Source organism: Sphingobium sp. CFD-2, from assembly GCF_024611135.1.
Taxonomy (GTDB): Bacteria; Pseudomonadota; Alphaproteobacteria; order Sphingomonadales; family Sphingomonadaceae; genus Sphingobium; species Sphingobium fuliginis.
In genome coordinates this window covers 1,504,062-1,526,317 of record NZ_CP084405.1, presented here as the reverse complement: position 1 = coordinate 1,526,317, position 22,256 = coordinate 1,504,062, and the positions used below count along the sequence as shown (strand labels likewise).

Below are 22,256 nucleotides of genomic sequence, written 5' to 3'. Positions count from 1 at the left end.
GCAATCATGCTGGTGCTGCCCGCCGCGGCGGGCGCATCGGTGGACCCCGGCAGCGCATTGCATGCCTATATGCGGGGGCGCCTGGCCGATGACGACGGCGCTCCCGGCCTTGCGCTGACCAGCTACCGGCAAGCGCTGGCGGGCGATCCCGCCAGTCTGGAGGTTGCACGCCGATCCTATTTCCAGGCGGTGATCAGCGGCGATATGGCGCTGGCGCTGCGCTCCGCCGCCGTGCTGGAAAGCGACGGCATCCTGCCGCGCGACGGCACCCTGCTCCAGATCGCGGACGCGCTGAACCGGAAGGATTGGGCAGGTGCAAGGCTGATCGTCGACCGCATGGTGGCGGAAGGCAATTTCGCCTTTCTGGCGCCGATCATGCGCAGCTGGATTTCGGTGGGGGAGGGGCGCTATGCGGCGCCTGTCATCGATCCCACGGATCGTTTCGCCTCCCTCGCGAAACGTTATCTGGACGAACATCTGGCGCTGCAGGCGCTGCGTAACGGCGACCTTCAGACTGCCCGGCCATCGATCAACCAGGCGCTTGCATTGCGGACCGCAGAGGCAGACGAACTGCGGCTGCTCTTCGCCGGACAATTGGCGGCGCGGGGCGCCAGGGCGGATGCGCTGGCGCTTCTGCCCGAAACCCACGCCAATTTCGCGCAGGCCCGCGAGGATATTGCCAGGGGCAAGGCGCTTTCGTTCCATGGCAAGGCCCTGACGGCGGGGCAGGGGTTCGCCCGGCTGCTTACCCGGCTGGCCGCCGACATATCCTCGGACGGCAGCACGGGGTCGCTGGGGATCAGGCTTGCGCGCATCGCCGCCTTTGCCGATCTTGCCGGGGCCGCGCCCCGCATCGTCGCCGCCGATTTGCTGAGCCGGGGCGGCTATGCGGCCTATGCGGTCGAGGAAGCCCGCAAGGTCCCCGGCGCCGGCTGGTACGGCGCGCTGGGGCAGGCCGAACTGGTCGAGGCATTGGCGGCGGCGGGCCAGCGGCCGGAGGCGATCACCCTTGCCCATGCGCTCGCAGCCGTCCCCAATGCGGAGCCGGAACGCCATGTCCGGCTGGGTCAGTTGCTGATGCAGGAAAAGGATTACCGGGCGGCCGCATCGGCCTTCCGCGCGGCGCAGGCAGGCTATTCGGACGATGCCGTTCCCTGGGCGCTGCTGCTGTTCGAAGGCAGCGCGTTGGAACAGGGCGCGCAATGGGACCAAGCGCGGGCCGTGCTGGAGCGGGCGGCCAAGCTGGCGCCGAACGAACCGGCCATACTCAATTATCTGGGCTATGCGCAGATCGAGCGGCGGCAGAACATGGATGCGGCGCTGGAGTTGCTGAAGAAGGCGAGCGCGCTGAAGCCGCAGGATGCATCGATCACCGACTCCCTGGGCTGGGCGCAGTTCGTGACCGGCGACATCGATGCCGCCGTGCCGATATTGGAGCGGGCAGCAGCGGGCGCGCCCTCAGACGCGACCATCAACGAACATCTGGGCGATGCGCTCTGGGCAGCCGGACGACGGTATGAGGCGCGCTATGCCTGGCGCGCCGCGGCCGTCTTTGCTGAGGGAGAGACGGCGCAGCGACTGGCCGCCAAGACCAGAGAGGGGATGAAGCCGGAATATGCCGCACGTTGAAGCGGAGGATGTCGCCGCCCGCCCCGTGGACGCGGGCGAACTGGTCGAAACCGCCTTTGCCAAGATCAATCTGGCGCTCCATGTCCGGGGCAAGCGGGCAGACGGCTATCATGCGCTGGAGAGCCTGTTCGTCTTCACCGAGTTGGGCGACAGGCTGACGGGCCGCATCCGCGCGGACGGAGAAATCAGGCTGGAGATGGATGGCCCGTTCGGTCCCTTGCTGGATGGCGGCCCGGACAATCTGGTGGTAAAGGCCGCCCGCGCGTTGCAGGCCCATCTGGGGGGAAGTCCCGGCGCCGATCTGAGGCTGACCAAGATATTGCCTGTCGCCTCGGGCATTGGCGGCGGTTCCGCCGATGCCGCGGCTGCGCTGCGTTTGCTGACCAGGCTCTGGAATGCGCCGATGGCTCCGCAGGCTCTGGAGCGCATCGCCCTTTCATTGGGATCGGACGTTCCCGCCTGCATCGGCAGCATCCCGCAAATGGTGCGTGGACGCGGCGAGATATTGCAGCCCCAGGCTGTCGAAGGCCTGACCGCCATGCCGATCCTGCTCGTCAATCCCGGCGTCGCCCTGTCGACCGCGGAAGTCTTCGGACTTTGGGATCGGCTGGACCGGGGTCCGCTTGCGGCAGAGGGGCTGGAACAGTTGATCATCGAGGGGCGCAACGACCTGGAGCAGGCCGCCATGGCGGCAGCGCCGGTCGTCGCGGATGTACTGGCGGCGCTGGGAGCCTGCGCCGGAGCGCGCCTTGTCCGCATGTCCGGGTCGGGCGCGACCTGCTTCGCCCTCTTCGATAGGGATCGGCAGATGGCGGAGGCTGCGGCAGTCTTGCGCGCTGGTTGGAACGGATGGTGGGTCGCGGAAACGAGGATCAGGGCGGCATGAGCGAGGCTTTCACACAGATCGATGGAGGCGACCTCAACATCCTGATCATTGCCGATCATGCCTCGGCGCATGTTCCGGCGGACATCGACCTGGGGATCGATGCCGCCTTGCTGAGCGATCATATCGCCATAGACATCGGCGTGGCGGAGGTCAGCGCGCTGCTGGCGCGGCAACTGGGCTGCACGGCGGTGCTCGGCGGCGTTTCGCGCCTCGTCATCGACCTCAACCGGGAAGAGGATGCACCCGGCCTGCTGCCCGTCATGAGCGATGGCCATGCCATTGCGGGAAACCGCCATGCCGACCTCGCCGACCGGATGATGCGGTTCCACCACCACTATCATCATCATGTCGCGCGGCTGCTGGACGGCATGGCTTCGCCGTTCATCCTGTCCGTCCACAGCTTCACGCCGCGCCTCGCCAGCGATCCCGATCAGAAGCGGCCCTGGGACATCGGCGTGCTCTACAACCAGGATGACAGGGCCGCCCGGATCGCCATTCCCATGTTGGAGGCGGCGGGGCTCAAAGTGGGTGACCAACTGCCCTATTCGGGCAAGGTGCTGAACGCCACGATGAACCGTCATGCGGAGAGGAACGGCATTCCCTATCTGGGCATAGAGATGCGGCAGGATCTGGTCAGCGATGAGGAAGGGCAAAGGCGATTTGCCGCAATATTGGCTCCGGTGGTTCTCGAATGCCGCAGCCGGCTCGCATGACGGGCAGCGGGCAGGAATGATGAAATCCCGCTCGTTGATGCATGATGCGCTTCTGTGTCTTGCGCTGGCGGGATGCAGCCCTCGCCCGGAGTCCGGCGAACTTGCGGGGAAAGGGCGGGAAAAGATTTTCTGCGCAATCGGACCGGGCGCGGAGTGGAGCGAGGATTGTGCGGTCGAGCGGGATGGGAAGATGCTGACGGTGCGCCATGCGGACGGCGGCTTCCGGCGCTTCCGGATAGTCCATGACGGACGCGGAATCGCGGTGGCGGACGGGGCAGAACAGGCCGGTATTCAGGTCGCCGGCAAGGGGGCAATCGCGTTGAGCGTCGGGCAGGACCGCTATCGCCTTCCCGCCCGCTTCTCCGAAGGGAAGAAATGATGCGGATGCATGCGATCCTGACGGCGGCCGAGATGCGGCGGGCGGAGCAGGCCGTGATCGCAGCCGGCATCCCCGAATATATGCTGATGGAGCGCGCGGGGGCCGCCGCTGCGGAGATCATCTGGCGGGCAGGTGGAAAGCGTGACTTGCTGGTCCTCTGCGGTCCCGGCAATAATGGCGGCGACGGCTTCGTGATCGCGCGGCTCCTTCGGGCGCGAAGCGTGCCGGTGCGCGTCGCCGCCCTTGGCGAAAGCCGAACGGATTCCAGCATGAAGGCGCGGGAGGCATGGGGTGGCCCCGTCGAAGCTTTCCTGGACGCGGCGCCGGCGACGCAGATCGTGGACGCGCTGTTCGGGACCGGCCTCTCTCGTGGGCTGGACTGGGCGATCGCGGCGAAGCTGCGCGCCCTTACCGAACAGGCGAGCTTCAGCTATGCCGTGGACCTGCCTAGCGGCGTGCAGACGGATAGGGGCGAACTGCTTTCCGATGTGCCTGTCATGGGCGTCTGTGTTGCCCTGGGTGCGCTAAAGCCGGCGCATATGTTGCAACCGGCCGCAGGATGCTGGCGGCGGCTGGTTTGCGCCGACATCGGCATTGTTGCGTCCGGCGCGAAGATTCACCGGCTGGCGCCGCCGCAATTGCATCCGCCGGCGCCCGACGCGCATAAATATAGCCGGGGGTTGGTCGCCGTGGTTGGCGGCGAAATGGCGGGCGCCGGACTGCTCGCCAGCCAGGCCGCGGCACGTGCGGGATCGGGCATGGTTCGGCATCTGGTGCAGGGTTTGGTGCATTTGGGGCCGGGCGCCATCGTCACGCAGCAGGCCGATAAGGCGGGGGATGTAGCGCGTTCTCTGAACGACGATCGGTTCAGGGCCATATTGGTAGGGCCGGGCCTGGGACGTGGGAGCGAGGCTTCGGATCGGTTGAAAGCCGTACTTGCCGCCGGGCATCCGCTCGTTCTGGACGCCGACGCGCTGGTCTTGCTGGGGGAAGAGGGGGTGGACGCCATTCCGCAGGGCTCGGTCCTGACGCCCCATGAAGGCGAATTTGTCCGCCTGTTCGGAAATCTGCCGGGCAGCAAGGTGGAGCGGGCGCTGGAGGCGGCGAAGCGGACGCGCGCGACGCTGATCTACAAGGGAAGCGACAGCATTGTCGCCTCGCCGGATGGGCGCGCTGTCCTTTCGCCGCCGGGTTCATCCTGGCTGTCGACGGCGGGGACGGGCGATGTTCTGGCGGGGCTGGTCGCTGCTCGGCTCGCTGTCACGGGGGACGGATTCCAGGCGGCATGTGAAGCGCTGTGGCTGCATGGAGAGGCGGCGAGGCGGGCGGGCGCGGCGTTCATCGCGGACGATTTGCTTGCGGAGCTGCCAGCGGCTATCGCCTCCCGCCTGTGACCGACCCTGATACCGACATCATCGTCCGCATCGCCGCGAAGGGCGATGGCGTGACCGCCCTTGGCCGCCATGTTCCGTTGACCGCGCCTGGTGACAGGATCGCGGCGGACGGCGGCATATTGCGGGGGCCGCATCATGTCAACGCGCCATGCGTTCACTTTCCGACCTGCGGCGGATGCGAGTTGCAGCATATCGACGATGCGAGCTACGCGGAGTTCGTGACGGCGCGCGTTGCAGGAGCCCTGGCAGGGCAGGGCGTGGAACCCGGCATGCTCCTGCCGCCGCATATCTCGCCGCCGAAGGTCCGTCGCCGTGCATCGCTGCGCGCAAGCAGACAGGGGCGGAAGGTCGTCATCGGCTTTGCCGAATCGGGCAGCCATATGCTGGTCGACCTCGCGATGTGCGAGATCCTCGATCCCCGGCTGTTCGCGCTGGTGGCGCCGCTGAGGAGCCTGTGCGCGGTCATCCTGCCCGAGAAGCGCGCTGCGCATGTCCGCATGTCGCTGACCGATCAGGGCGTCGACCTTTTGCTGGAGGGCGTGCGGATCGAGGGGCTTGCCGCAGACGAGGCGCTTCTAACTTTTGCGCGGGACCATGGGCTGGCTCGCCTGACCATCGATGAAGGGGACGGTCCGCAGACGCGGTGGGAACCGGAGCCGGTCACGGTCAGCTTCGGCGGCGTGCCGGTTGCTTTTCCGCCCTTCGCTTTTCTTCAGGCGACACCCGATGGCGAAGCCGCGCTGGTGCGGGAAGCGCAGGCCGCCATGCCGGCGGAGGGCGCCGTTGCGGATCTCTTTTGCGGGCTTGGCACATTCGCCCTGGCTTTGGGGGATGGGCGGCCCGTCTATGCGGCGGAGGCGGCGCGTGATCTTGTCCTCTCGCTCAAATCGGCGGCGAATAAGGCGCGGCGGCGCATGGTGGCGGATCATCGCGATCTGTTCAGGCGACCGCTGACGCCTGCGGAGATTGACCGGTTCGCGGGGATTGTCATCGATCCGCCGCGCGCAGGGGCGCGCGAGCAGGTGATGCAGCTCGCCGCATCGCGGGTGCCGGTGATCGCCTATATTTCGTGCAACCCTGCCAGTTTCGCGCGGGATGCCGCGCATCTGATCGCCGGCGGCTATCGGCTGGAGCGGGTTCGGCCGGTGGGGCAGTTCCGCTGGTCCACCCATGTGGAACTGGTCGGCATCTTCCGGCGCTGAGAGATTAGCCCCTCGCCGCGGGGGAGTGCGGCGAGGGGCCTTGCATCCTCTCCTCAAGGGGGAGGCCCAAGCCTCTACCCCAGCTTGATGACAGTTGCGCGACGGCGGGCCGGAATCGCATCGACATAGAGGCTCGCCATCGGCTCATCCTCCACCTCCACCACGGCTTCGGATGTGAAGCCGTTGAAGCCGGTGCGCATCGCAGCGCCATAGGCGCCGAGCATCCCGATTTCGATATAGTCGCCCGCCTGCACGTCGTCCGGCAGCATGAAGGGGCCGACCATATGGTCCATGTCGTCGCAGGTGGGGCCATAGAAGGAGAAGCCGGTCAGTTCCGCCTCGCTCTCTTCCTCGCGCAGCAGGGCCACAGGGAAGCGCCAGCCGATATGCGCCGCGTCGAACAGCGCGCCATAGGCGCCGTCGTTGATATAGAGTTCCGTGCCGCGACGGCGTTCGACGCGCACGACGACCGAACTGTATTCGGCGGAAAGGGCGCGGCCGGGCTCGCACCATAGTTCGGCCGAATAGCTGATCGGCAGGCTCTCGAAACCGCGATGGATCGCGTCGAAATAATTTTCGAGCGCGACCGGCTCCATGCCGGGATAGATGGACGGGAAGCCGCCGCCGACATCGATGATGTCGACCGTGACCGCCGCATCGACAATGGCCGCGCGCACGCGTTCGATGGCGTCGCTATAGGCCTGCGGGCTCATCGCCTGGCTGCCGACATGGAAGCAGATGCCCAGAGCATCGGCCGCCTGGCGGGTCGCCATCAGCAGTTCGCGGGTCTCGCCCAGTTCGGCGCCGAATTTGGACGCAAGGCTGAGTTCCGAATGTTCGGAGGAAACGCGCAGGCGCACGCACAGCTCAAGATCGGTCGCATCATTCGTGGCGCGCATGATCTTCGCAAGCTCGTCCAGCGTGTCGAGCGAGAAGGTGCGCACGCCATGGACGTGATAGGCCTCTGCAATCGCTTCCTCGGCCTTGACCGGGTGCATGAAGCAAAGCTTGCCCTCGCCCTGCAGCGTCTCCGCCACCAGGCGCACCTCCGCGATGGACGCCACGTCGAAATGCGTGATGCCGGAAGCGAAGAGGGTGCGGATCAGATCGGGAGACGGATTCGCCTTGACTGCATAGAGCGAGCGCCCCGGAAACTTCTCAGAGAAGAATCGGGCGGCCCGGGCCGCAGCCTGGGGACGGATCAGCGTTACCGGTGCTGCCGGTTTGAGGGCGGTCGCTACCCCCAGCGCGCTATGATGCTTGTGCAACTCAAGGGACCTCCAGGGTAGTCGTTGGCAAAGAAGCTGCCTTGCGGTGGAAGTCCCATGGGGCAGCGGAAGGGCGATATATGCGGCAGGGGTCCCCCTGTAAAGCGCATGCGTAAATTTTGTTGCGCGGCCGGCTATGAAATGTGCGTCAGGAGAGACGGGACTTGAAATCCTCGTAGGAAAACTCCCGGATTTGCTTGAGTTCGTCGGTTTCCGAGTTCCACAGCCAGATGGCCGGCAGCGGCACGCCGTTGAATGTGTTGGTCTTTACCATCGAATAATGGGCCTGATCGAGGAAGGCGATCCGCCGCCCCGGAGTCGCGCCGCCGGGGACTCGATAGTCCCCTATGATGTCCCCGGCGAGGCAGGATGGACCGCCGAGTCGGGTGACGGGGCCGTCCGCTTCCTCATGCAGCATGGCCGGGCGGTAGGGCGCCTCGATCACGTCGGGCATGTGGCAGGTGGCGGAGATGTCGGTGATCGCCACGGGCATGCCGTTGTCGATCACGTCGAGGATTTCGCCGACCAATATGCCCGCGTCCAGCGCCATTGCCTCGCCCGGCTCGATATAAAGTTCGAGGGCTGTTTGCGCCTTTATCGCCCGGAGGAAGGCGATCAGGTCGTCGATCTGGTAATCCGCGCGCGTGACATGATGTCCGCCGCCGAAGTTCAGCCATTTGAGGCGGCCGACATGGGGCATGACGCGGGATTCGATGGCGGCCCAGGTACGCTGAAGCGGCAGGAAATCCTGTTCGCACAGATTGTGGATGTGGAGGCCGTCGACGCCCTCCAGATGTTCGGGGCGCAGCTGGTCGATGGGAAAGCCGAGGCGGCTGTGCGGTTGGGACGGGTCATATTTGGGCACCTCCCCCTCCGCATGGAGGGGATTGAGGCGCAGGCCGATGTCGAAGTTCACACCGTTCATCCGGGCATCGTCGATGACCGGGCGCAGGCGCGCGATCTGGCCGGGGCTGTTGAAGATGACATGGTCTGAAATCCTAAGGATTTCGGCCAGATCTTCAGGCTTGTAGGCGGCGCAATAGGTGGCGACTTCGCCGCGATATTCTTCCCGGCCGAGGCGCGCTTCATATATGCCGGAGGCGCAGACGCCGTCGAGATATTCGCCGATCACGCCCCCAAGCGACCACATGGAGAAGGCCTTGAGCGCGCCCAGCACCCTGATTCCCGCGCGGTCGCGGATGTCGCGCAGGACCGACAGGTTGCGGCGCACCGCGGCCTCGTCCACCACGAAGGCGGGCGAAGGGACGCGGCGCAGGTCGAAATGGGCGAAGGCGGCGGGATCGCCGGCTTTGGTTTCCATCGGTTCATCCACGCCGCCCTGAGCCTGTTGAGGTGCGGCTTACTTTGAAGAAAAGTAAGGGGCTTCGACAGGCTCAGCCCGAACGGCGTCAGGAACGAAGCTTTTTTAAAAATCCAGTTTAGAAATCCAGCGGCGCGGGCAGTTCCTTCACCTGCCAGGGCAGGCCGTGCCGGTTCAGCATGTCCATGAAGGGATCGGGATCGAACTGTTCGATGTTGAACACGCCTTCACCCCGCCATGCGCCGGTCAGCATCAGCGCCGCGCCGATCATCGCGGGGACGCCGGTGGTGTAGCTGACCGCCTGGTTGCCGGTTTCGGCATAGGCGTCCTCATGGTCGCAGACATTATAGACATAGACCGTCTTCTGGCTTCCATCCTTGAGGCCGGTGGCGATGTCGCCGATATTGGTCTTGCCCCTGGTGGTCGAACCCAGGCTGGACGGTTCGGGCAGCACGGCCTTCAGGAACTGGAGCGGGATGATTTCCTGCCCATTGTACATCACCGGATCGATGCGGGTCATGCCGACATTCTGGAGCACTTCCAGATGCTTGAGATAAGCGTCGCCAAAGGTCATCCAGAAACGGATGCGCTTGATTTCAGGGTAGAATTTGGCGAGCGATTCCAGTTCCTCATGATACATGAGGTACATGTTCTTCTGCCCCACCTGGTCGAAGTCGAAGACCTGCTTGTGTTTCAGCGCCGGGCCCTCCACCCACTTGCCGCCTTCCCAGTGGCGCGAGGGCGCGGTGACTTCGCGGATGTTGATTTCCGGGTTGAAGTTGGTGGCGAAATGCTGGCCATGGTCGCCGCCATTGCAGTCGAGTATGTCGAGCGTGTCGATCCGGTCGAGCAGATGCTTCCTGATGTAGCTGGCGAAGACGCTGGTGACACCGGGGTCGAAGCCCGAACCCAGCAGCGCCATGATGCCGGCTTCCTTGAAGCGCTCCTGATAGGCCCATTGCCAGCTATATTCGAACTTCGCCGTGTCGCGCGGTTCGTAATTGGCGGTGTCGAGATAGTCGGTTTTGGTCGCGAGGCAGGCGTCCATGATCGCCAGGTCCTGATAGGGCAGGGCAAGGTTCACGACCAGTTTCGGCTGCACCCTTTCGATGAGGGCGACGGTTTCGGCGACATTGTCGGCGTCGACCTGCGCCACGTCGATGGTGACGCCGGTACGGGCCTTCACCGATTCGGCCACCTTCTCGCAGGAGACGATGCGGCGGCTGGCGAGTGTGATATGGCTGAAAATGTCAGAGTTCATCGCCATTTTGTGAACCGCGACAGACCCGACGCCACCCGCACCAATGACCAGAACCTTGCTCAATTCAACTGCTCCATAGCTGTGCCGCGCGATCCGCGCGAAAGCGCCCATATAGGGAGTTGGCGTTACAGCGCAAAGTCAGTCTGTCGAGAGGGAGCCCGGTCAGCCCCCTTCCCGCACGCCATGGGCTGAATATCGACCGGTCCTAGAAACTCGCCCCATCCACCTTGCTGATCCTGAGCGCGTCGAGATCGACGGAGGGCACGCAGCGCAGGTTGATGGCCTGCATGGCCGAGCCATCGGGGCCCTGGCCCTGCGCGAAGGCCTGCGTGCCGCAGTCGGTGCAGAACTGGTGCGTGATCCTGTGCCTGTAGAATTGATAGTCGCTCAGCTTGTCCGCACCGCTGTCGAGGGTGAACTGGTCCGCGGGGACGAAGGTCAGCATGAAGCCCTTGCGGCGGCAGTGGGAGCAGTTGCAGGTCATCGCCTCGCCGGGCGCATCGGCGGCTACGGTGAAGGTGACGGCGCCGCAATGGCAGCTTCCGGTGTAGGGCATTGGAATCTCCTTTTTTGGAGAGCCTAGAGGCATTGGGACTGGAAGGGAATTGGGGGAATCGGGTGATTTTCGGCCATAGGCCCGTCCCCTTCAGGTTCAGGCGCGGCGCGCGTCAGTTCACCAACCGTCTTAGTCCCTCCACCGTATCCGCCTCATGCGCAGGCTTGTCCTTCCGGATGCGCGCGATCCGGGGGAAGCGCATGGCCAGCCCCGATTTATGCCGCTTGCTTTCGTGGATGCTGTCGAAGGCGACCTCCAGCACCAGCGACTTTTCCACCTCCCGCACCGGGCCGAAGCGGTTGACCGTGTTGGTCCGCACGAAGCGGTCGAGCCATTTCAGCTCCTCGTCGGTGAAGCCGCTATAGGCTTTGCCGACGGGCAGCAGTTCGCCATCCGCCGTCCAGCAGCCGAAGGTATAGTCGGAATAGAAGGAGGAGCGTTTGCCATGGCCCCGCTGCGCGTACATCATAACGCAGTCGGCGGTCAGCGGATCGCGTTTCCATTTATACCAGAGCGCGGCCTTGCGCCCCGCGACATAGGGGCTGTCGCGGCGCTTGAGCATCACGCCCTCGATCGCGGCGTCGCGGGCGCCGGCGCGTATTTCCGCCAGGCTGTCGAAATCGGGTGCTTCGATGAGGGCCGAGATGTCGAAGCGGTGCGGGTCCAGCTGGGGCACGGTGGCTTCGAGGCGGAGGCGGCGCTGTTCCCAGGGGAGCGGCCGAAGGTCCTCCTCCGCGTCGAGCAATATGTCGTAGAGGCGGACGAAGGCGGGATAATCGTCCATCATCTTCGCCGTCACCGCCTTGCGGCCGAGGCGTTGCTGGAGGGCGTTGAAGCTGGCAGCCTCTCCGCCCTGAAACTCCCCTTTCACGAGCAGTTCCCCGTCCAGCACCGCATGATGGCGGAAGGCTTCGGCTATGTCAGGGAAGCTGCCGGTGATGTCGTCTCCGGCGCGGCTGTAGAGGCGGGTCTGCGCGCCCGTGCCGACGATCTGGATGCGGATGCCGTCCCATTTCCATTCGGCGGCATAGTCGGAAAGGTCGACGCTTTCGGCCTCCAGCGGATGGGCGAGCATGAAGGGGCGGAAGAAGGGCGTGCCGGCGGGATCCGGGCGGTCCGACCTGCCCTCCGCCCAGGCGAACAGGTCGGCATAGGGTGGGGCCAGAGCGTGCCAGCATTCCTCGACATCGTCGACGTCGAGCCCGAAGGCCTGGGCGAAGCCGGTCTTGGCGAGCCGGGCGGAGATGCCGACGCGCAGGCCGCCGGTCGCGAGCTTCAGCAGGGCGAAGCGGCCGGAGGCGTCGAGATGGTCCATCATCCGGGCCAGGGTCGTCGGGGCGGCGGCGCGGCTGGTGGCGTGGAGGCGGTCGACTATGGCGGATAGGGTGAGGGAGCCGTCGTCCACCTCCGGCGGCTGGTCCTCCGCCTTGGGCCAGAGGAGGGCCACGGTTTCGGCGAGGTCGCCCACATAGTCCCGGCTCATTTCGAAAAGGACCGGATCGACGCGGGCGCGGGTCATTTCCGCTATGGTGGAAGCCTTGACCGCTTTCAGGTCGAGATTGCCGGTGAGGGCGGCGAGCGCCCAGCCCCGGTCCGGGTCGGGGGCGCTGCGCATGTAGCTGGCGATAAGGTCCAGCTTGCCGTTGCGGGAGCGGGTGTAGACGAGGCCGTCGAGAAGCCGGGAGAAGGCGCGCATCAGCCTTCATCCTCGTCTTCGCGGCCCACCAGGGCAAGGGCGCGGGCGCGCATCTGGTGGGTCATGCACCAGTGGAGCAGGGCTTCCTCCCGCCCGTGGGTGATCCAGGTTTCCGATGGGGCCACCTCGCGGATGGTGTCGGTCAGCTCGTCCCAGTCGGCATGGTCGGAGATGATGAGCGGAAGTTCGACATTGCGCTGGCGGGCGCGCTGGCGGACGCGCATCCAGCCCGACGCCATGGCGGTGATCGGGTCGGGCAGGCGGCGGCTCCAGCGGTCGTTGAGGGCGGATGGGGGCGAGACGACGATGCGGCCGCGCATGTCCCCGGCGGGGAGGCCGGTCGCCGGGCGCAGTTCGCCCAGGGCGATGCCGAATTGTTCATAGAGCGCACACATCCTCTCCAGCGCGCCATGGATGTGGATGGGGTCGTGATGGCCCCGGGCGCGCAGTTCGCAGATCAGGCGCTGCGCCTTGCCCAGGGCGTAGGCGCCGACCAGGACGCAGCGGTCGGGATGGGCGTGCAGGGCGGCGAGCAGGCGGTCGACCTCGCTGCCCGTGTCGGGATGGCGGAAGACCGGCAGGCCGAATGTGGCTTCGGTGACGAAGATGTCGCAGGGGACGGGTTCGAAGGCTTTGCAGGTGGGATCGGGGCGGCGCTTGTAGTCGCCGGTGACGACTACCCGCTCGCCAGCGTGGGACAGCAGGATCTGGGCGGAACCGAGGACATGGCCGGCGGGCACATAGCTGATCGTGACGCCGTTCATGCGGATTTCTTCGCCATAGGGCACCGCCGTGCCCGACGCGGTGCCGTAGCGCAGGGCCATGATCGCCAGCGTTTCCTCCGTCGCCCAGACATGGCCGTGGCCGCCGCGCGCATGATCGGCATGGCCATGGGTGACGAGCGCGCGTTCCTGCGGGACGGAGGGATCGATCCAGGCATCGGCCGGGCGGACATAGATGCCGGTGGGGTGGGGTTCGATCCAGTGAGGCATTGCTGTGGAAGAAGGTGGAATGCGCCGCTTGGTTCCGCAAGGGCCTTCATATTGCCGTAACCCGATCGTCATGGGCACGACATGCCGTTGCCCTATGCGCCGCCGGACGACCGGCAGCGAGGAGGCGCGGCACATGGCATCTACGGCTCACCAGAATGTTACCCGCGCGGTGCACCGGCATCGGCATCTGTCGAAACAGGGCCTGCTGGAGCGGGCCTTCACCTTTGCGTTCCGGGGCCTTGTCTATGCGCAGATCTGGGAAGATCCGGAGGTCGACATGGAAGCGCTGGCGATCGGGCCGGACAGCCATGTCGTCACCATCGCTTCGGGCGGGTGCAATGTGCTGAGCTATCTGACGGCCGATCCGGCGAAGATCACAGCGGTCGACCTCAACACCGCGCATGTCGCGCTCAACCGGCTGAAGCTGGCGGCGGCGCAGGCATTGCCGGACCATCGGGCCTTCCATCGCTTCTTCGCCAGGGCGGATTGCAGAGAGAATTTGGCGGCCTATCGCACCTTCGTGGCGCCGGTGCTGGACGACGCCACGCGGCGCTATTGGGAGGGGCGGGATTTCATCGGGCGGCGGCGGATCGGCGGCTTTGCGCGGGGGATTTACAGGCATGGGCTGCTGGGGCGCTTCATCGGCGCGGCGCATCTGCTGGCGCGGTTGCATGGCGTCGATCCGCGGCGGATGCTGGATGCGAAATCGCGGGAGGAGCAGCGGGCGATCTTCGAAAGGGAGCTGGCGCCGGTGTTCGACAGCGCCTTCATGCGGTGGCTGACGAGCCAGCCGGCTTCGCTCTTCGGCCTGGGCATCCCGCCCGCGCAATATGAGGCGCTGGCCGGGGACGCGCGGATGGACGGCGTGCTGAAGGCGCGGCTGGAAAAGCTGGCCTGCGGCTTCGACCTCAAGGACAATTATTTCGCGGTGCAGGCTTTCGGGCGGGGTTATGCCGGCGGCGAGGGGCCATTGCCGCCCTATTTGCAGGCCGCGAACCATGCGGCCGTGGTGGAACGCGCCGGGCGGGTGGATGTCCGGCATGTGAACTTCACCGACTTTCTCGTGTCGCAGGAGGCGGGGTCCGTCGATCGCTACATCTTGCTAGACGCGCAGGACTGGATGGACGATGCGCAGTTGAACGCGCTCTGGGCCCAGATCACGCGAACGGCGAAGCAAAATGCGCGGGTGCTGTTCCGGACGGCGGGCGAACCGAGCATCCTGCCGGGGCGGGTCGACGATGCGCTGTTGTCGCGCTGGGACTATCGGGCGGAGGAATCGCGGGAATATACGGCGCGGGACCGGTCGGCCATTTATGGCGGCGTCCACCTCTATGTGCTGGGGAGGGCGTGATGACGGGCGGGCATGGCGGGCTGATGGACAGCGTCTATCGGCATCAGCGGCACATTTACGACCTGTCGCGGAAATTCTACCTGCTGGGGCGGGATGGGCTTATTGCCGACCTGGCGCCGCCGCGCGGTGGGGCGGTGCTGGAGATCGGCTGCGGCACGGGACGCAATCTGATCGCCGTGGGCAAGGCCTGGCCGGAGGCGCGGCTCTATGGCGTCGATATTTCCGAGGCGATGCTGGGGACGGCGCGCAAAGCCGTGGCGAAGGCGGGCCTGGGGGATCGCGTCGTGCTGGCGCAGGGGGATGCCTGTGCGTTCGATGCAGAGGCGCTGTTCGGGAGGGAACGGTTCGAGCGGGTGTTCATCAGCTATGCGCTGTCCATGATCCCGGACTGGGAAGCGGCTCTGGGGCAGGCGGCGGGTTGCGTCGCGCATGGCGGCAAGCTGGAGATTGTCGACTTCGGGCAGCAGGATGGTCTGCCGGGCTTGTGGAAGCGGGCGCTGTTCGGGTGGCTGGCGCGCTTTCATGTGTCGCCGCGGGCGGAATTCAGGCAGGCGATCGGCAGGGTGGCGGCGGACATGGGGGGCTTTGCGCATAGCCGGAGCCTGTATCGGGGCTATGCGGTCAGGGGTGGGTTGATCCGGCTGTGAGTTTTCGGCCGGTTCCCGGATCGGGGTTGCGAATTCCGGCCTGGCCGCTGGAAATTGCCGCTGATGTTGCGCCGACCCATCCCAGCCCCCGCCTGCGGGAGGGGAAATGAGGGCAGCGCCTCCAGCGGAACTCGCGCGGTTGCCGGTCAGGCCGCTTTCTTGAATTCCAGTTCGAGCCGGTCCCAGATTTCCACCAGAGCATCGACCAGTTCGCGCATCATTGCTTCGGTATGCGCCGGTCCGGGCGTGAAGCGCAGGCGCTCCGTGCCGCGCGGGACGGTGGGATAGTTGATGGGCTGCACATAGGCGCCATATTCCGCCAGCAATATGTCGCTGATCCGCTTGGCCTTCACCGGGTCGCCCACCATCAGGGGGACGATGTGCGTCACCGACGGCATCACCGGCAGGCCGGCTTCCGCCATCAGGCGCTTCAGGGTCGCGGCGGACGCCTGCTGGCCCTCGCGTTCCTCGCTCGACTGCTTGAGGTGACGGACGCTGGCCAGCACGCCGGCGACCAGCACGGGGGAGAGGGAGGTGGTGAAGATGAAGCCGGGCGCATAGCTGCGGATCACGTCGACGATCATCTGGTCGGCCGCGATATAGCCGCCCATCACGCCGAACGCCTTGCCCAGCGTGCCTTCGATGATGGTCACGCGATCGGCGACCTCGTCCCGTTCCGAAATGCCGCCGCCGCGCGCGCCGTACATGCCGACTGCATGAACCTCGTCCAGATAGGTGAGGGCGTTATATTCGTCGGCCAGGTCGCAGATCGCGGCGATGGGGGCGATGTCGCCGTCCATCGAATAGACGCTTTCGAAGGCGATCAGCTTGGGCGCTTCCGGGTCTTCGGCGGCCAGCAGTTCGCGCAGATGATCGACGTCATTGTGGCGGAAGACGCGCTTCTCGCAGCCCGAATTGCGGATGCCCGCGATCATCGAGGCATGGTTCAGCTCGTCGGAGAAGATGATGCAGCCGGGCAGGATCTTGGCGAGGGTCGAGAGCGTCGCTTCGTTCGAGACATAGCCCGAGGTGAAGAGCAGCGCGCCTTCCTTGCCGTGCAGATCGGCCAGTTCGGCCTCCAGATCGACATGATAATGGGTGTTGCCGCCGATATTGCGGGTGCCGCCGGAGCCCGCGCCGACATCGTGCAGTGCCTCTTCCATCGCGGCGACGACCTTGGGATGCTGGCCCATGGCGAGATAGTCGTTGGAGCACCAGACGGTGATGGGCTTGGGCCCGTTATGACCGTGGAAGCAGCGGGCGTTGGGGAAGGCGCCCTTGTTGCGCAGGATGTCGATGAACACGCGATAGCGGCCCTCGCTATGGAGCCGGTCGATCGCCTGCGTGAAGATGTGCTTGTAGTTCACTTGAACGCCCAGTCCCTATTCCCGCATCCCCTCTTTAGAGGGGCATTTATCCGCTGTTTTGGCCTATTACCAGTGATAAACGCTCGCAGCCTTAGGGAGAATTACCTATCACACTGATAGAAGGACTTGCGATTGGACCAAAGGTCCACCCCTTCAAAGTCCTTCGATCCGTTGCAAGCCATAGCCTTCCAGCGCTGGGCGGAGTGGCTCCACGCTCTCGTCCAGGCGAGTGAAGACCGCGGTTCCGGGCTGCGGTTCGGACGGCCATGGCTGCCCCTGGGTCAGATAGGCGATGCGGCGCGCAATTCCTTCACCGCCGTGCACGAATCTGAGCGGCCGGGGCGAAGCGGCGGCCAGTTCGGCCTCCACCAGCGGAAAATGCGTGCAGGCGAGGACCACTATGTCCATCCGATCGCCGCCCGGCTGGTCGAACAGGCCGGCCAGCGCGTCCCGCGCAATGGCGGGATCGAGCGGTTCGCCGCGCAGTTTCGCCTCGGCAAGCTGGACGAGCGCGGCCGACCCATGGCGCAGGACCGTGCAGTCGGCGCCATGTTCGGCCGCGAGCCTGTCGACATAGGGCTGGCGCACCGTGGCGTCGGTGCCGAGCACGCCGAATACCCGGCTTTGCGAGAGCAGGGCGGCAGGCTTGATTGCCGGTACCGTGCCGACAACGGGGATGTCGAGCGCGGCGCGGACCGCCGGCAGGGCGATGGTGGAGGCGGTGTTGCAGGCGATGACGGCGAGGCGCGGGCGGTAGCGCTCCACCAGCCGCCCGAGCAGGGCGGGCACGCGGGCGGCGATCTCCGCCTCGCTCTTGGTGCCATAGGGGAAGCCCGCGCTGTCCGCGGCATAGACGACCGGCGCGTTGGGCAGGGCGCTTCGTGCCGGGCCAAGGATGGAAAGCCCGCCGACGCCGGAATCGAAGAAAAGAAGGGGGGCATGGGGTGCGACTGTCATCGGGCAGACATGTCGCGGCATGGGGCGGGCCTGTCAACTTCCCTCAAGAGCCCTCCCCTTGAGAGGAAGGGCTAGATGGCGGGAACCCCCATCCCCGATATTCCGACCCATATTTCGTCACCTTCGCCATTGCCCGGTTCGCCGGGAACGCTATGGTCGCGCCGCAACCAATTTGGCGAGATCATGACTCCTCCCTGGCTACTTCCCGCATTCGTCCTGCTGATCGGTTATCTGCTGGGTTCCATCCCGTTCGGGCTGCTGCTGACGCGCCTCACCGGGGCGGGCGACCTGCGCAAGATCGGGTCGGGGAATATCGGCGCGACCAATGTGCTGCGGACCGGGCGAAAGGGGCTGGCTGCGGCGACGCTGCTGCTCGATCTGCTGAAGGGCGCGGCGGCGGTGCTGGTCGGCGCGGCGCTGGTCGATGGTGGCGGGCCGATGGCCGGGGCCATGGCCTTTATCGGACATTGCTATCCGGTCTGGCTGCGCTTTGCCGGGGGCAAGGGCGTGGCGACCATGATGGGCGTGGTGACGGCGCTGTACTGGCCGGCGGGGATCGTCTTCGCGGCCGTGTGGCTGGGGGCGCTGTTCGGAACCAGATGGTCGTCGGTCGGCGGCATGTCCGCGGCGGTCAGCGCGCCTGTCGCCATGTGGTGCTTCGGCCGGATCGAGCTGGTCCCCGTTGCGCTGGCGCTCGCGTTGATCGTGCTGTGGCGGCACCGGGAGAATATCGCACGGCTCGCCAGGGGAACCGAGCCGAAGGTGGGCGCTTCGAAAAAGGCGGCGGCCGGGGAATGAGCGAGCAGGAGCGGTTCAACCGCCTGCGCCTGATCCGTTCGCCGCGCATCGGCCCGGTCACCTTCCGCCAGTTGATGGCGCGTTTCGGCACGGCGGGCGAGGCCTTGCGCGCGGTGCCCGATCTGGCGGCGCGCGGCGGCGGCAAGGCCAGCATCGTGGACGCGAAGATCGTCGAGCAGGAGATCGCGCGCAGCCGGACGGCTGGCGCCCGCTACCTGATCATGGGCGATGCCGATTACCCCTTCCTGCTGGAGCAGATGGAGGGCGCGCCGCCGGCCCTGATCGTGCGCGGGGACGTATCGCTGGCGGCGCGGGATTGCGTGGCGATGGTAGGGGCGCGCAACGCCTCCGCCGCGGCGTGCCGCTTCGCCCGGATGCTGGCGCAGGATCTGGGACAGCATGGGGCGGTCGTGGTGTCGGGGCTGGCGCGGGGGATCGATACGGCCGCGCATCAGGGCGCGCTGGAGAGCGGCACCATCGCCGTCATCGCCTGCGGCATCGACATCGCCTTCCCGCCCGAAAATGCGGAACTGCAGGAGCGGCTGGCCGAGGAAGGGCTGCTGGTCACGGAGCATCCGCCGGGCACGCAGCCGCTGGCCCGGCAGTTCCCGGCGCGCAACAGGATCATCGCCGGGCTGGCGCGGGGGACCCTCGTCGTGGAAGCCGCGCCCCGGTCCGGTTCGCTGATCACGGCGCGGCTGGCGGGGGAGGCGGGACGGGAGGTGATGGCGGTGCCCGGCTCTCCGCTCGATCCCCGCGCCCAGGGGTGCAACCAGTTGATCCGGGAGGGCGCGGTGCTGGTCCAGAGCGCCGCCGACGTGATCGAGGCGATCGGCGCCATCGACCCGCGCATGGTTCGGCAGCCCGGCGGCCACTTCGCGGGCGAGCCGCCGTCCGGCGACGTGGCCGAGCGGGAGCGGGCGTCGGTCGTCGCGCTGCTGGGACCGGCGCCCGTGCCGGTGGATGAACTGATAAGGCTGTCGGGCCTTGGCCCCGCCGTGGTGCAGACCGTGCTGCTGGAACTGGAACTCGCCGCCCGGCTGGAGCGGCATGCGGGTGGGAAGGTCAGCCTGTCGTGACGGGGCGTCCCGACCGTGCGGAATGCCGCCTGCATCGCTGCGGCTTGACGGGGGGCGGAAACAGCTTTCAGACTCGCGCGTGTACGTGAGAGACAATTTGAACCGGGGCATGAATGCAGCTTGTCATCGTTGAATCGCCGGCCAAGGCGAAGACCATCGAAAAATATCTGGGCGGCGATTTCCATGTGCTGGCCAGCTATGGGCATATCCGCGACCTGCCGCCCAAGGACGGGTCGGTGGACCCCGACAACGGCTTTGCCATGAGTTGGGAAAATTATGGCGACAAGGGCAAGCAGCTCAAGGCCATAGCCGACGAAGCCAAGAAGGCGACCCGGCTGATCCTGGCGACCGACCCCGATCGAGAGGGGGAGGCGATAAGCTGGCATGTGCAGGAGGTGCTGCGGGCGAAGAAGGCGCTGCCGCAGAAGGTGGACCGCGTGACCTTCAACGCGATCACCAAGCAGGCGGTGACCGACGCGATGGCCCAGCCGCGCGCGCTGGACGAGGATCTGATCGACGCCTATCGGGCGCGGCGGGCGCTGGATTATCTGGTGGGCTTCACCCTGTCGCCGGTGCTGTGGCGCAAGCTGCCCGGCGCCAAGTCGGCGGGGCGGGTGCAGTCCGTGGCCTTGCGGCTGGTCGTGGACCGGGAGCGCGAGATCGAAAGCTTCGTGCCGCAGGAATATTGGTCGGTCGCGGCCGAGATGGAGCAGGGCGGACAGGGTTTCGTTGCGCGGCTGGTGCGCTGGCGCGGCGAGAAGATCGAGCGGCTGACCATCGGCAGGGAAGGCGACGCCATGGCCGCGAAGGCGGATGTGGAGGCCGGGCGCTTCACCGTCGAGAAGGTCGAGACCAAGCCGGTTTCGCGCAACCCTCCGCCGCCGTTCACGACCTCGACCTTGCAGCAGGAGGCGGCGCGCAAGCTGGGCTTTTCGGCCAGCCATACGATGCGGATCGCGCAGCAGCTCTATGAGGATGGCGCGATCACCTATATGCGGACCGACGGCGTGCAGATGGACGGCAGCGCCATCTCCGCCGCGCGCAAGGCGATCGCGGAGCGCTATGACGGCGGCTATCTGCCCGAAAAGCCGCGCCAGTACCAGACCAAGGCGAAGAATGCGCAGGAAGCGCATGAGGCCATTCGTCCGACCGAGTTTTCGCGCGACAAGGTGGGGTCGGGCGACCATGCGCGGCTGTACGACCTGATCTTCAAGCGGGCGCTGGCGAGCCAGATGGCTTCGGCGCGGCTGGAGCGGACGACCGTCGATCTGGTCGATGCGACCGGGCAGCATGGGCTGCGCGCCACCGGACAGGTGGTGATCTTTCCGGGGTTCCTGGCGCTCTATGAGGAAGGGCGCGACGATGCGGAAGACGATGATTCGAGGCTGCTGCCGCGCTTGGGCGTGGGCGACGCTCCTGCCAAGAAGAAGGTGACGGCGGAGCAGCATTTCACCCAGCCGCCGCCGCGCTATTCGGAAGCGTCGCTGGTCAAGAAGCTGGAGGAACTGGGGATCGGGCGGCCTTCCACCTATGCCTCGACTTTGCAGGTGCTGAAGGACCGCGACTATGTGCGGATCGAGAAGAACCGCTTCTTCGCGGAGGAGAGCGGGCGGCTGGTGACGGCCTTTCTGGAGCGTTTCTTCGAGCGGTATGTGTCCTACGACTTCACGGCGGGGCTGGAGGAGGAGCTGGACGATATTTCCGGCGGGCGGGCCCAGTGGCAGGCAGTGCTGGAAGCCTTCTGGCGCGACTTCAAGCCCAAGACCGCCGAGGTGATGGAGCAGAAGCCTTCCGACATCACGGCCGAGCTGGACAAGTTTCTGGAGCCGATGCTGTTCCCGCCCAAGGCGGACGGGTCCAATCCGCGTGCCTGCCCGATGTGCGGCGACGGGCAATTGTCGCTGCGCGGCGGGCGGTTCGGGGCGTTCATCGCCTGCTCCAACTATCCGGAGTGCAAATATACGCGCAAGTTCGGGCAGCCGGGCGGTGACAAGGATGGCGAGGACAAGGGACCGGAGGTGCTGGGCCAGCATCCCGAGACCGGGCAGGACATCGTCCGGAAATCCGGGCGGTTCGGGCCCTATATCGAGATGGGCGAGGGCAAGGAGGCCAAGCGCGGCTCCATTCCCAAGGATTTGCCCGATGGCGAGTTGACGCTGGACTGGGCGGTGAAGCTGCTGAGCCTGCCGCGCGAGATCGGGCTGCATCCGGAGACGGGGAAGCCCATCGTGGCGAATATCGGGCGGTTCGGGCCCTATCTGCTGCATGACGGCAAATATGGGCGGCTGTCCTCCACCGCGGAGATTTTCGAGGTGGGGATGAACAGCGCCGTGGCCAAGCTGGCCGATGCGGCGAACAAGGGCGGGCGTGGGTCTTCGTCGCGGGAGCCGCTGAAGGTGCTGGGCAAGCATCCGCGCACCGAAGCGGAGATCAAGCTGATGGCGGGGCGCTATGGTCCCTATGTGACCGATGGCACGACCAATGCGACGCTGCCCAAGACCATCGAGCAGGATGCCCTGACGCTGGAGGAGGCTGCGCAACTGATCGATGCGCGGGCTGCGGCGGCGCCTGCGAAGAAGGGGAAGAAGGCGCCGGCGAAAAAAGCTGGAGCTAAGAAGCCTGCCGCCAAGAAGGCGCCTGCGAAGAAGAAGGTAGCGGCGGAGTAATTATGCTCGTCATCCCCGGAAAGCGGGAATCCATCTCCCATAAATTGTGCCTGGCGCAAGGTCAGGTGATGGATTCCCGCCTGCGCGGGAATGA

Annotated in this window: 19 protein-coding genes; 11 read left to right on the top strand and 8 right to left on the bottom strand. The window is 66.1% G+C overall.

The features are described from left to right. Positions 1-6 precede the first annotated feature (6 nt). From LDB29_RS07345 to LDB29_RS07320, 6 genes are read left to right on the top strand one after another with little or no spacing between them, the layout of a single operon-like run. Positions 7-1,629: a tetratricopeptide repeat protein gene (locus LDB29_RS07345; protein ID WP_257556749.1), complete on the top strand. Its 1,623-nt coding sequence runs from the start codon at positions 7-9 to the stop codon at positions 1,627-1,629. Next, a complete protein-coding gene (locus LDB29_RS07340) occupies positions 1,616-2,515 on the top strand; it encodes a 4-(cytidine 5'-diphospho)-2-C-methyl-D-erythritol kinase (RefSeq protein WP_025547400.1) in 900 nt (299 codons plus the stop codon). The genes LDB29_RS07345 and LDB29_RS07340 overlap by 14 nt, the downstream gene beginning before the upstream one ends. Further along, complete coding sequence (locus tag LDB29_RS07335; protein WP_025547399.1) at positions 2,512-3,228, top strand: N-formylglutamate amidohydrolase; 717 nt, start codon at positions 2,512-2,514, stop codon at positions 3,226-3,228. The genes LDB29_RS07340 and LDB29_RS07335 overlap by 4 nt, the downstream gene beginning before the upstream one ends. A 37-nt stretch (positions 3,229-3,265) precedes the next feature. Next, positions 3,266-3,607 carry a hypothetical protein gene (locus tag LDB29_RS07330; RefSeq protein WP_257556746.1) on the top strand — a complete coding sequence of 114 codons (342 nt, stop codon included), beginning with the start codon at positions 3,266-3,268 and terminating at the stop codon, positions 3,605-3,607. Continuing rightward, positions 3,607-5,001: a bifunctional ADP-dependent NAD(P)H-hydrate dehydratase/NAD(P)H-hydrate epimerase gene (locus tag LDB29_RS07325; RefSeq protein WP_025547396.1), complete on the top strand. Its 1,395-nt coding sequence runs from the start codon at positions 3,607-3,609 to the stop codon at positions 4,999-5,001. The genes LDB29_RS07330 and LDB29_RS07325 overlap by 1 nt, the downstream gene beginning before the upstream one ends. Beyond that, the gene (locus LDB29_RS07320; protein ID WP_025547395.1) at positions 4,998-6,203 is read left to right on the top strand and encodes a class I SAM-dependent RNA methyltransferase; all 1,206 of its coding nucleotides are present in this window, start codon (positions 4,998-5,000) and stop codon (positions 6,201-6,203) included. The genes LDB29_RS07325 and LDB29_RS07320 overlap by 4 nt, the downstream gene beginning before the upstream one ends. A 74-nt stretch (positions 6,204-6,277) precedes the next feature. On the opposite strand, the gene LDB29_RS07315 is transcribed toward LDB29_RS07320, so the two are convergent. From LDB29_RS07315 to LDB29_RS07290, 6 genes are all read right to left on the bottom strand, one after another. Next, positions 6,278-7,471 (bottom strand): type III PLP-dependent enzyme, encoded by a 1,194-nt coding sequence (locus tag LDB29_RS07315; RefSeq protein ID WP_025547393.1) that lies wholly within the window; start codon positions 7,469-7,471, stop codon positions 6,278-6,280. A gap of 148 nt (positions 7,472-7,619) precedes the next feature. Further along, positions 7,620-8,792: a carboxynorspermidine decarboxylase gene (locus tag LDB29_RS07310; protein WP_025547391.1), complete on the bottom strand. Its 1,173-nt coding sequence runs from the start codon at positions 8,790-8,792 to the stop codon at positions 7,620-7,622. Between the two features lie 118 nt (positions 8,793-8,910). After that, positions 8,911-10,116 (bottom strand): saccharopine dehydrogenase family protein, encoded by a 1,206-nt coding sequence (locus LDB29_RS07305; RefSeq protein WP_025547389.1) that lies wholly within the window; start codon positions 10,114-10,116, stop codon positions 8,911-8,913. Positions 10,117-10,258: 142 nt separating this feature from the next. Beyond that, on the bottom strand, positions 10,259-10,609 hold the full coding sequence (locus LDB29_RS07300; RefSeq protein ID WP_025547387.1) for a GFA family protein: 351 nt from the start codon (positions 10,607-10,609) through the stop codon (positions 10,259-10,261). 112 nt (positions 10,610-10,721) lie between these two features. Beyond that, a complete protein-coding gene (locus LDB29_RS07295; protein WP_025547386.1) occupies positions 10,722-12,305 on the bottom strand; it encodes a cisplatin damage response ATP-dependent DNA ligase in 1,584 nt (527 codons plus the stop codon). Next, positions 12,305-13,297, bottom strand: coding sequence for a ligase-associated DNA damage response exonuclease (locus tag LDB29_RS07290; RefSeq protein WP_099185770.1), 993 nt, complete (start codon positions 13,295-13,297; stop codon positions 12,305-12,307). Before LDB29_RS07290 ends, LDB29_RS07295 begins: the two co-directional genes overlap by 1 nt. A gap of 133 nt (positions 13,298-13,430) precedes the next feature. On the opposite strand from LDB29_RS07290, the gene LDB29_RS07285 reads away from it, so the two are divergent. Together LDB29_RS07285 and LDB29_RS07280 are read left to right on the top strand one after the other, a co-directional pair. Beyond that, entirely contained in the window at positions 13,431-14,648 is a 1,218-nt protein-coding gene (locus LDB29_RS07285) for a DUF3419 family protein (protein ID WP_025547383.1), read from the top strand. Continuing rightward, positions 14,648-15,295 (top strand): class I SAM-dependent methyltransferase, encoded by a 648-nt coding sequence (locus LDB29_RS07280; RefSeq protein ID WP_025547381.1) that lies wholly within the window; start codon positions 14,648-14,650, stop codon positions 15,293-15,295. The genes LDB29_RS07285 and LDB29_RS07280 overlap by 1 nt, the downstream gene beginning before the upstream one ends. Positions 15,296-15,441: 146 nt before the next feature. Here the strand turns inward: LDB29_RS07280 and hemA are convergent, their stop codons facing one another. Together hemA and murI are read right to left on the bottom strand one after the other, a co-directional pair. After that, complete coding sequence (gene hemA / locus LDB29_RS07275; protein ID WP_025547379.1) at positions 15,442-16,662, bottom strand: 5-aminolevulinate synthase; 1,221 nt, start codon at positions 16,660-16,662, stop codon at positions 15,442-15,444. Positions 16,663-16,815: 153 nt separating this feature from the next. After that, positions 16,816-17,619: a glutamate racemase gene (murI, locus tag LDB29_RS07270; protein WP_025547377.1), complete on the bottom strand. Its 804-nt coding sequence runs from the start codon at positions 17,617-17,619 to the stop codon at positions 16,816-16,818. Between the two features lie 183 nt (positions 17,620-17,802). Between murI and plsY the strand changes: the two genes are divergently transcribed. From plsY to topA, 3 genes are all read left to right on the top strand, one after another. Further along, on the top strand, positions 17,803-18,417 hold the full coding sequence (plsY, locus tag LDB29_RS07265; RefSeq protein ID WP_037481602.1) for a glycerol-3-phosphate 1-O-acyltransferase PlsY: 615 nt from the start codon (positions 17,803-17,805) through the stop codon (positions 18,415-18,417). Beyond that, positions 18,414-19,496 (top strand): DNA-processing protein DprA, encoded by a 1,083-nt coding sequence (dprA, locus tag LDB29_RS07260; RefSeq protein WP_099185771.1) that lies wholly within the window; start codon positions 18,414-18,416, stop codon positions 19,494-19,496. The genes plsY and dprA overlap by 4 nt, the downstream gene beginning before the upstream one ends. A 113-nt stretch (positions 19,497-19,609) precedes the next feature. After that, the gene (gene topA, locus LDB29_RS07255) at positions 19,610-22,162 is read left to right on the top strand and encodes a type I DNA topoisomerase (protein ID WP_099185772.1); all 2,553 of its coding nucleotides are present in this window, start codon (positions 19,610-19,612) and stop codon (positions 22,160-22,162) included. Positions 22,163-22,256: the final 94 nt, after the last annotated feature.

What these genes read in the sequence shown, in the direction of transcription:
- LDB29_RS07280 (WP_025547381.1), top strand. Translation starts at nt 14,648, where the DNA reads ATGACGGGCGGGCATGGCGGGCTGATGGACAGCGTCTATCGGCATCAG.
- LDB29_RS07310 (WP_025547391.1), bottom strand. Translation starts at nt 8,792, where the DNA reads ATGGAAACCAAAGCCGGCGATCCCGCCGCCTTCGCCCATTTCGACCTG.
- LDB29_RS07325 (WP_025547396.1), top strand. Translation starts at nt 3,607, where the DNA reads ATGCGGATGCATGCGATCCTGACGGCGGCCGAGATGCGGCGGGCGGAG.
- LDB29_RS07335 (WP_025547399.1), top strand. Translation starts at nt 2,512, where the DNA reads ATGAGCGAGGCTTTCACACAGATCGATGGAGGCGACCTCAACATCCTG.
- LDB29_RS07300 (WP_025547387.1), bottom strand. Translation starts at nt 10,609, where the DNA reads ATGCCCTACACCGGAAGCTGCCATTGCGGCGCCGTCACCTTCACCGTA.
- LDB29_RS07285 (WP_025547383.1), top strand. Translation starts at nt 13,431, where the DNA reads ATGGCATCTACGGCTCACCAGAATGTTACCCGCGCGGTGCACCGGCAT.
- dprA (WP_099185771.1), top strand. Translation starts at nt 18,414, where the DNA reads ATGAGCGAGCAGGAGCGGTTCAACCGCCTGCGCCTGATCCGTTCGCCG.
- LDB29_RS07295 (WP_025547386.1), bottom strand. Translation starts at nt 12,305, where the DNA reads ATGCGCGCCTTCTCCCGGCTTCTCGACGGCCTCGTCTACACCCGCTCC.
- LDB29_RS07290 (WP_099185770.1), bottom strand. Translation starts at nt 13,297, where the DNA reads ATGCCTCACTGGATCGAACCCCACCCCACCGGCATCTATGTCCGCCCG.
- LDB29_RS07330 (WP_257556746.1), top strand. Translation starts at nt 3,266, where the DNA reads ATGCATGATGCGCTTCTGTGTCTTGCGCTGGCGGGATGCAGCCCTCGC.
- LDB29_RS07340 (WP_025547400.1), top strand. Translation starts at nt 1,616, where the DNA reads ATGCCGCACGTTGAAGCGGAGGATGTCGCCGCCCGCCCCGTGGACGCG.
- LDB29_RS07345 (WP_257556749.1), top strand. Translation starts at nt 7, where the DNA reads ATGCTGGTGCTGCCCGCCGCGGCGGGCGCATCGGTGGACCCCGGCAGC.
- murI (WP_025547377.1), bottom strand. Translation starts at nt 17,619, where the DNA reads ATGACAGTCGCACCCCATGCCCCCCTTCTTTTCTTCGATTCCGGCGTC.
- topA (WP_099185772.1), top strand. Translation starts at nt 19,610, where the DNA reads ATGCAGCTTGTCATCGTTGAATCGCCGGCCAAGGCGAAGACCATCGAA.
- plsY (WP_037481602.1), top strand. Translation starts at nt 17,803, where the DNA reads ATGACTCCTCCCTGGCTACTTCCCGCATTCGTCCTGCTGATCGGTTAT.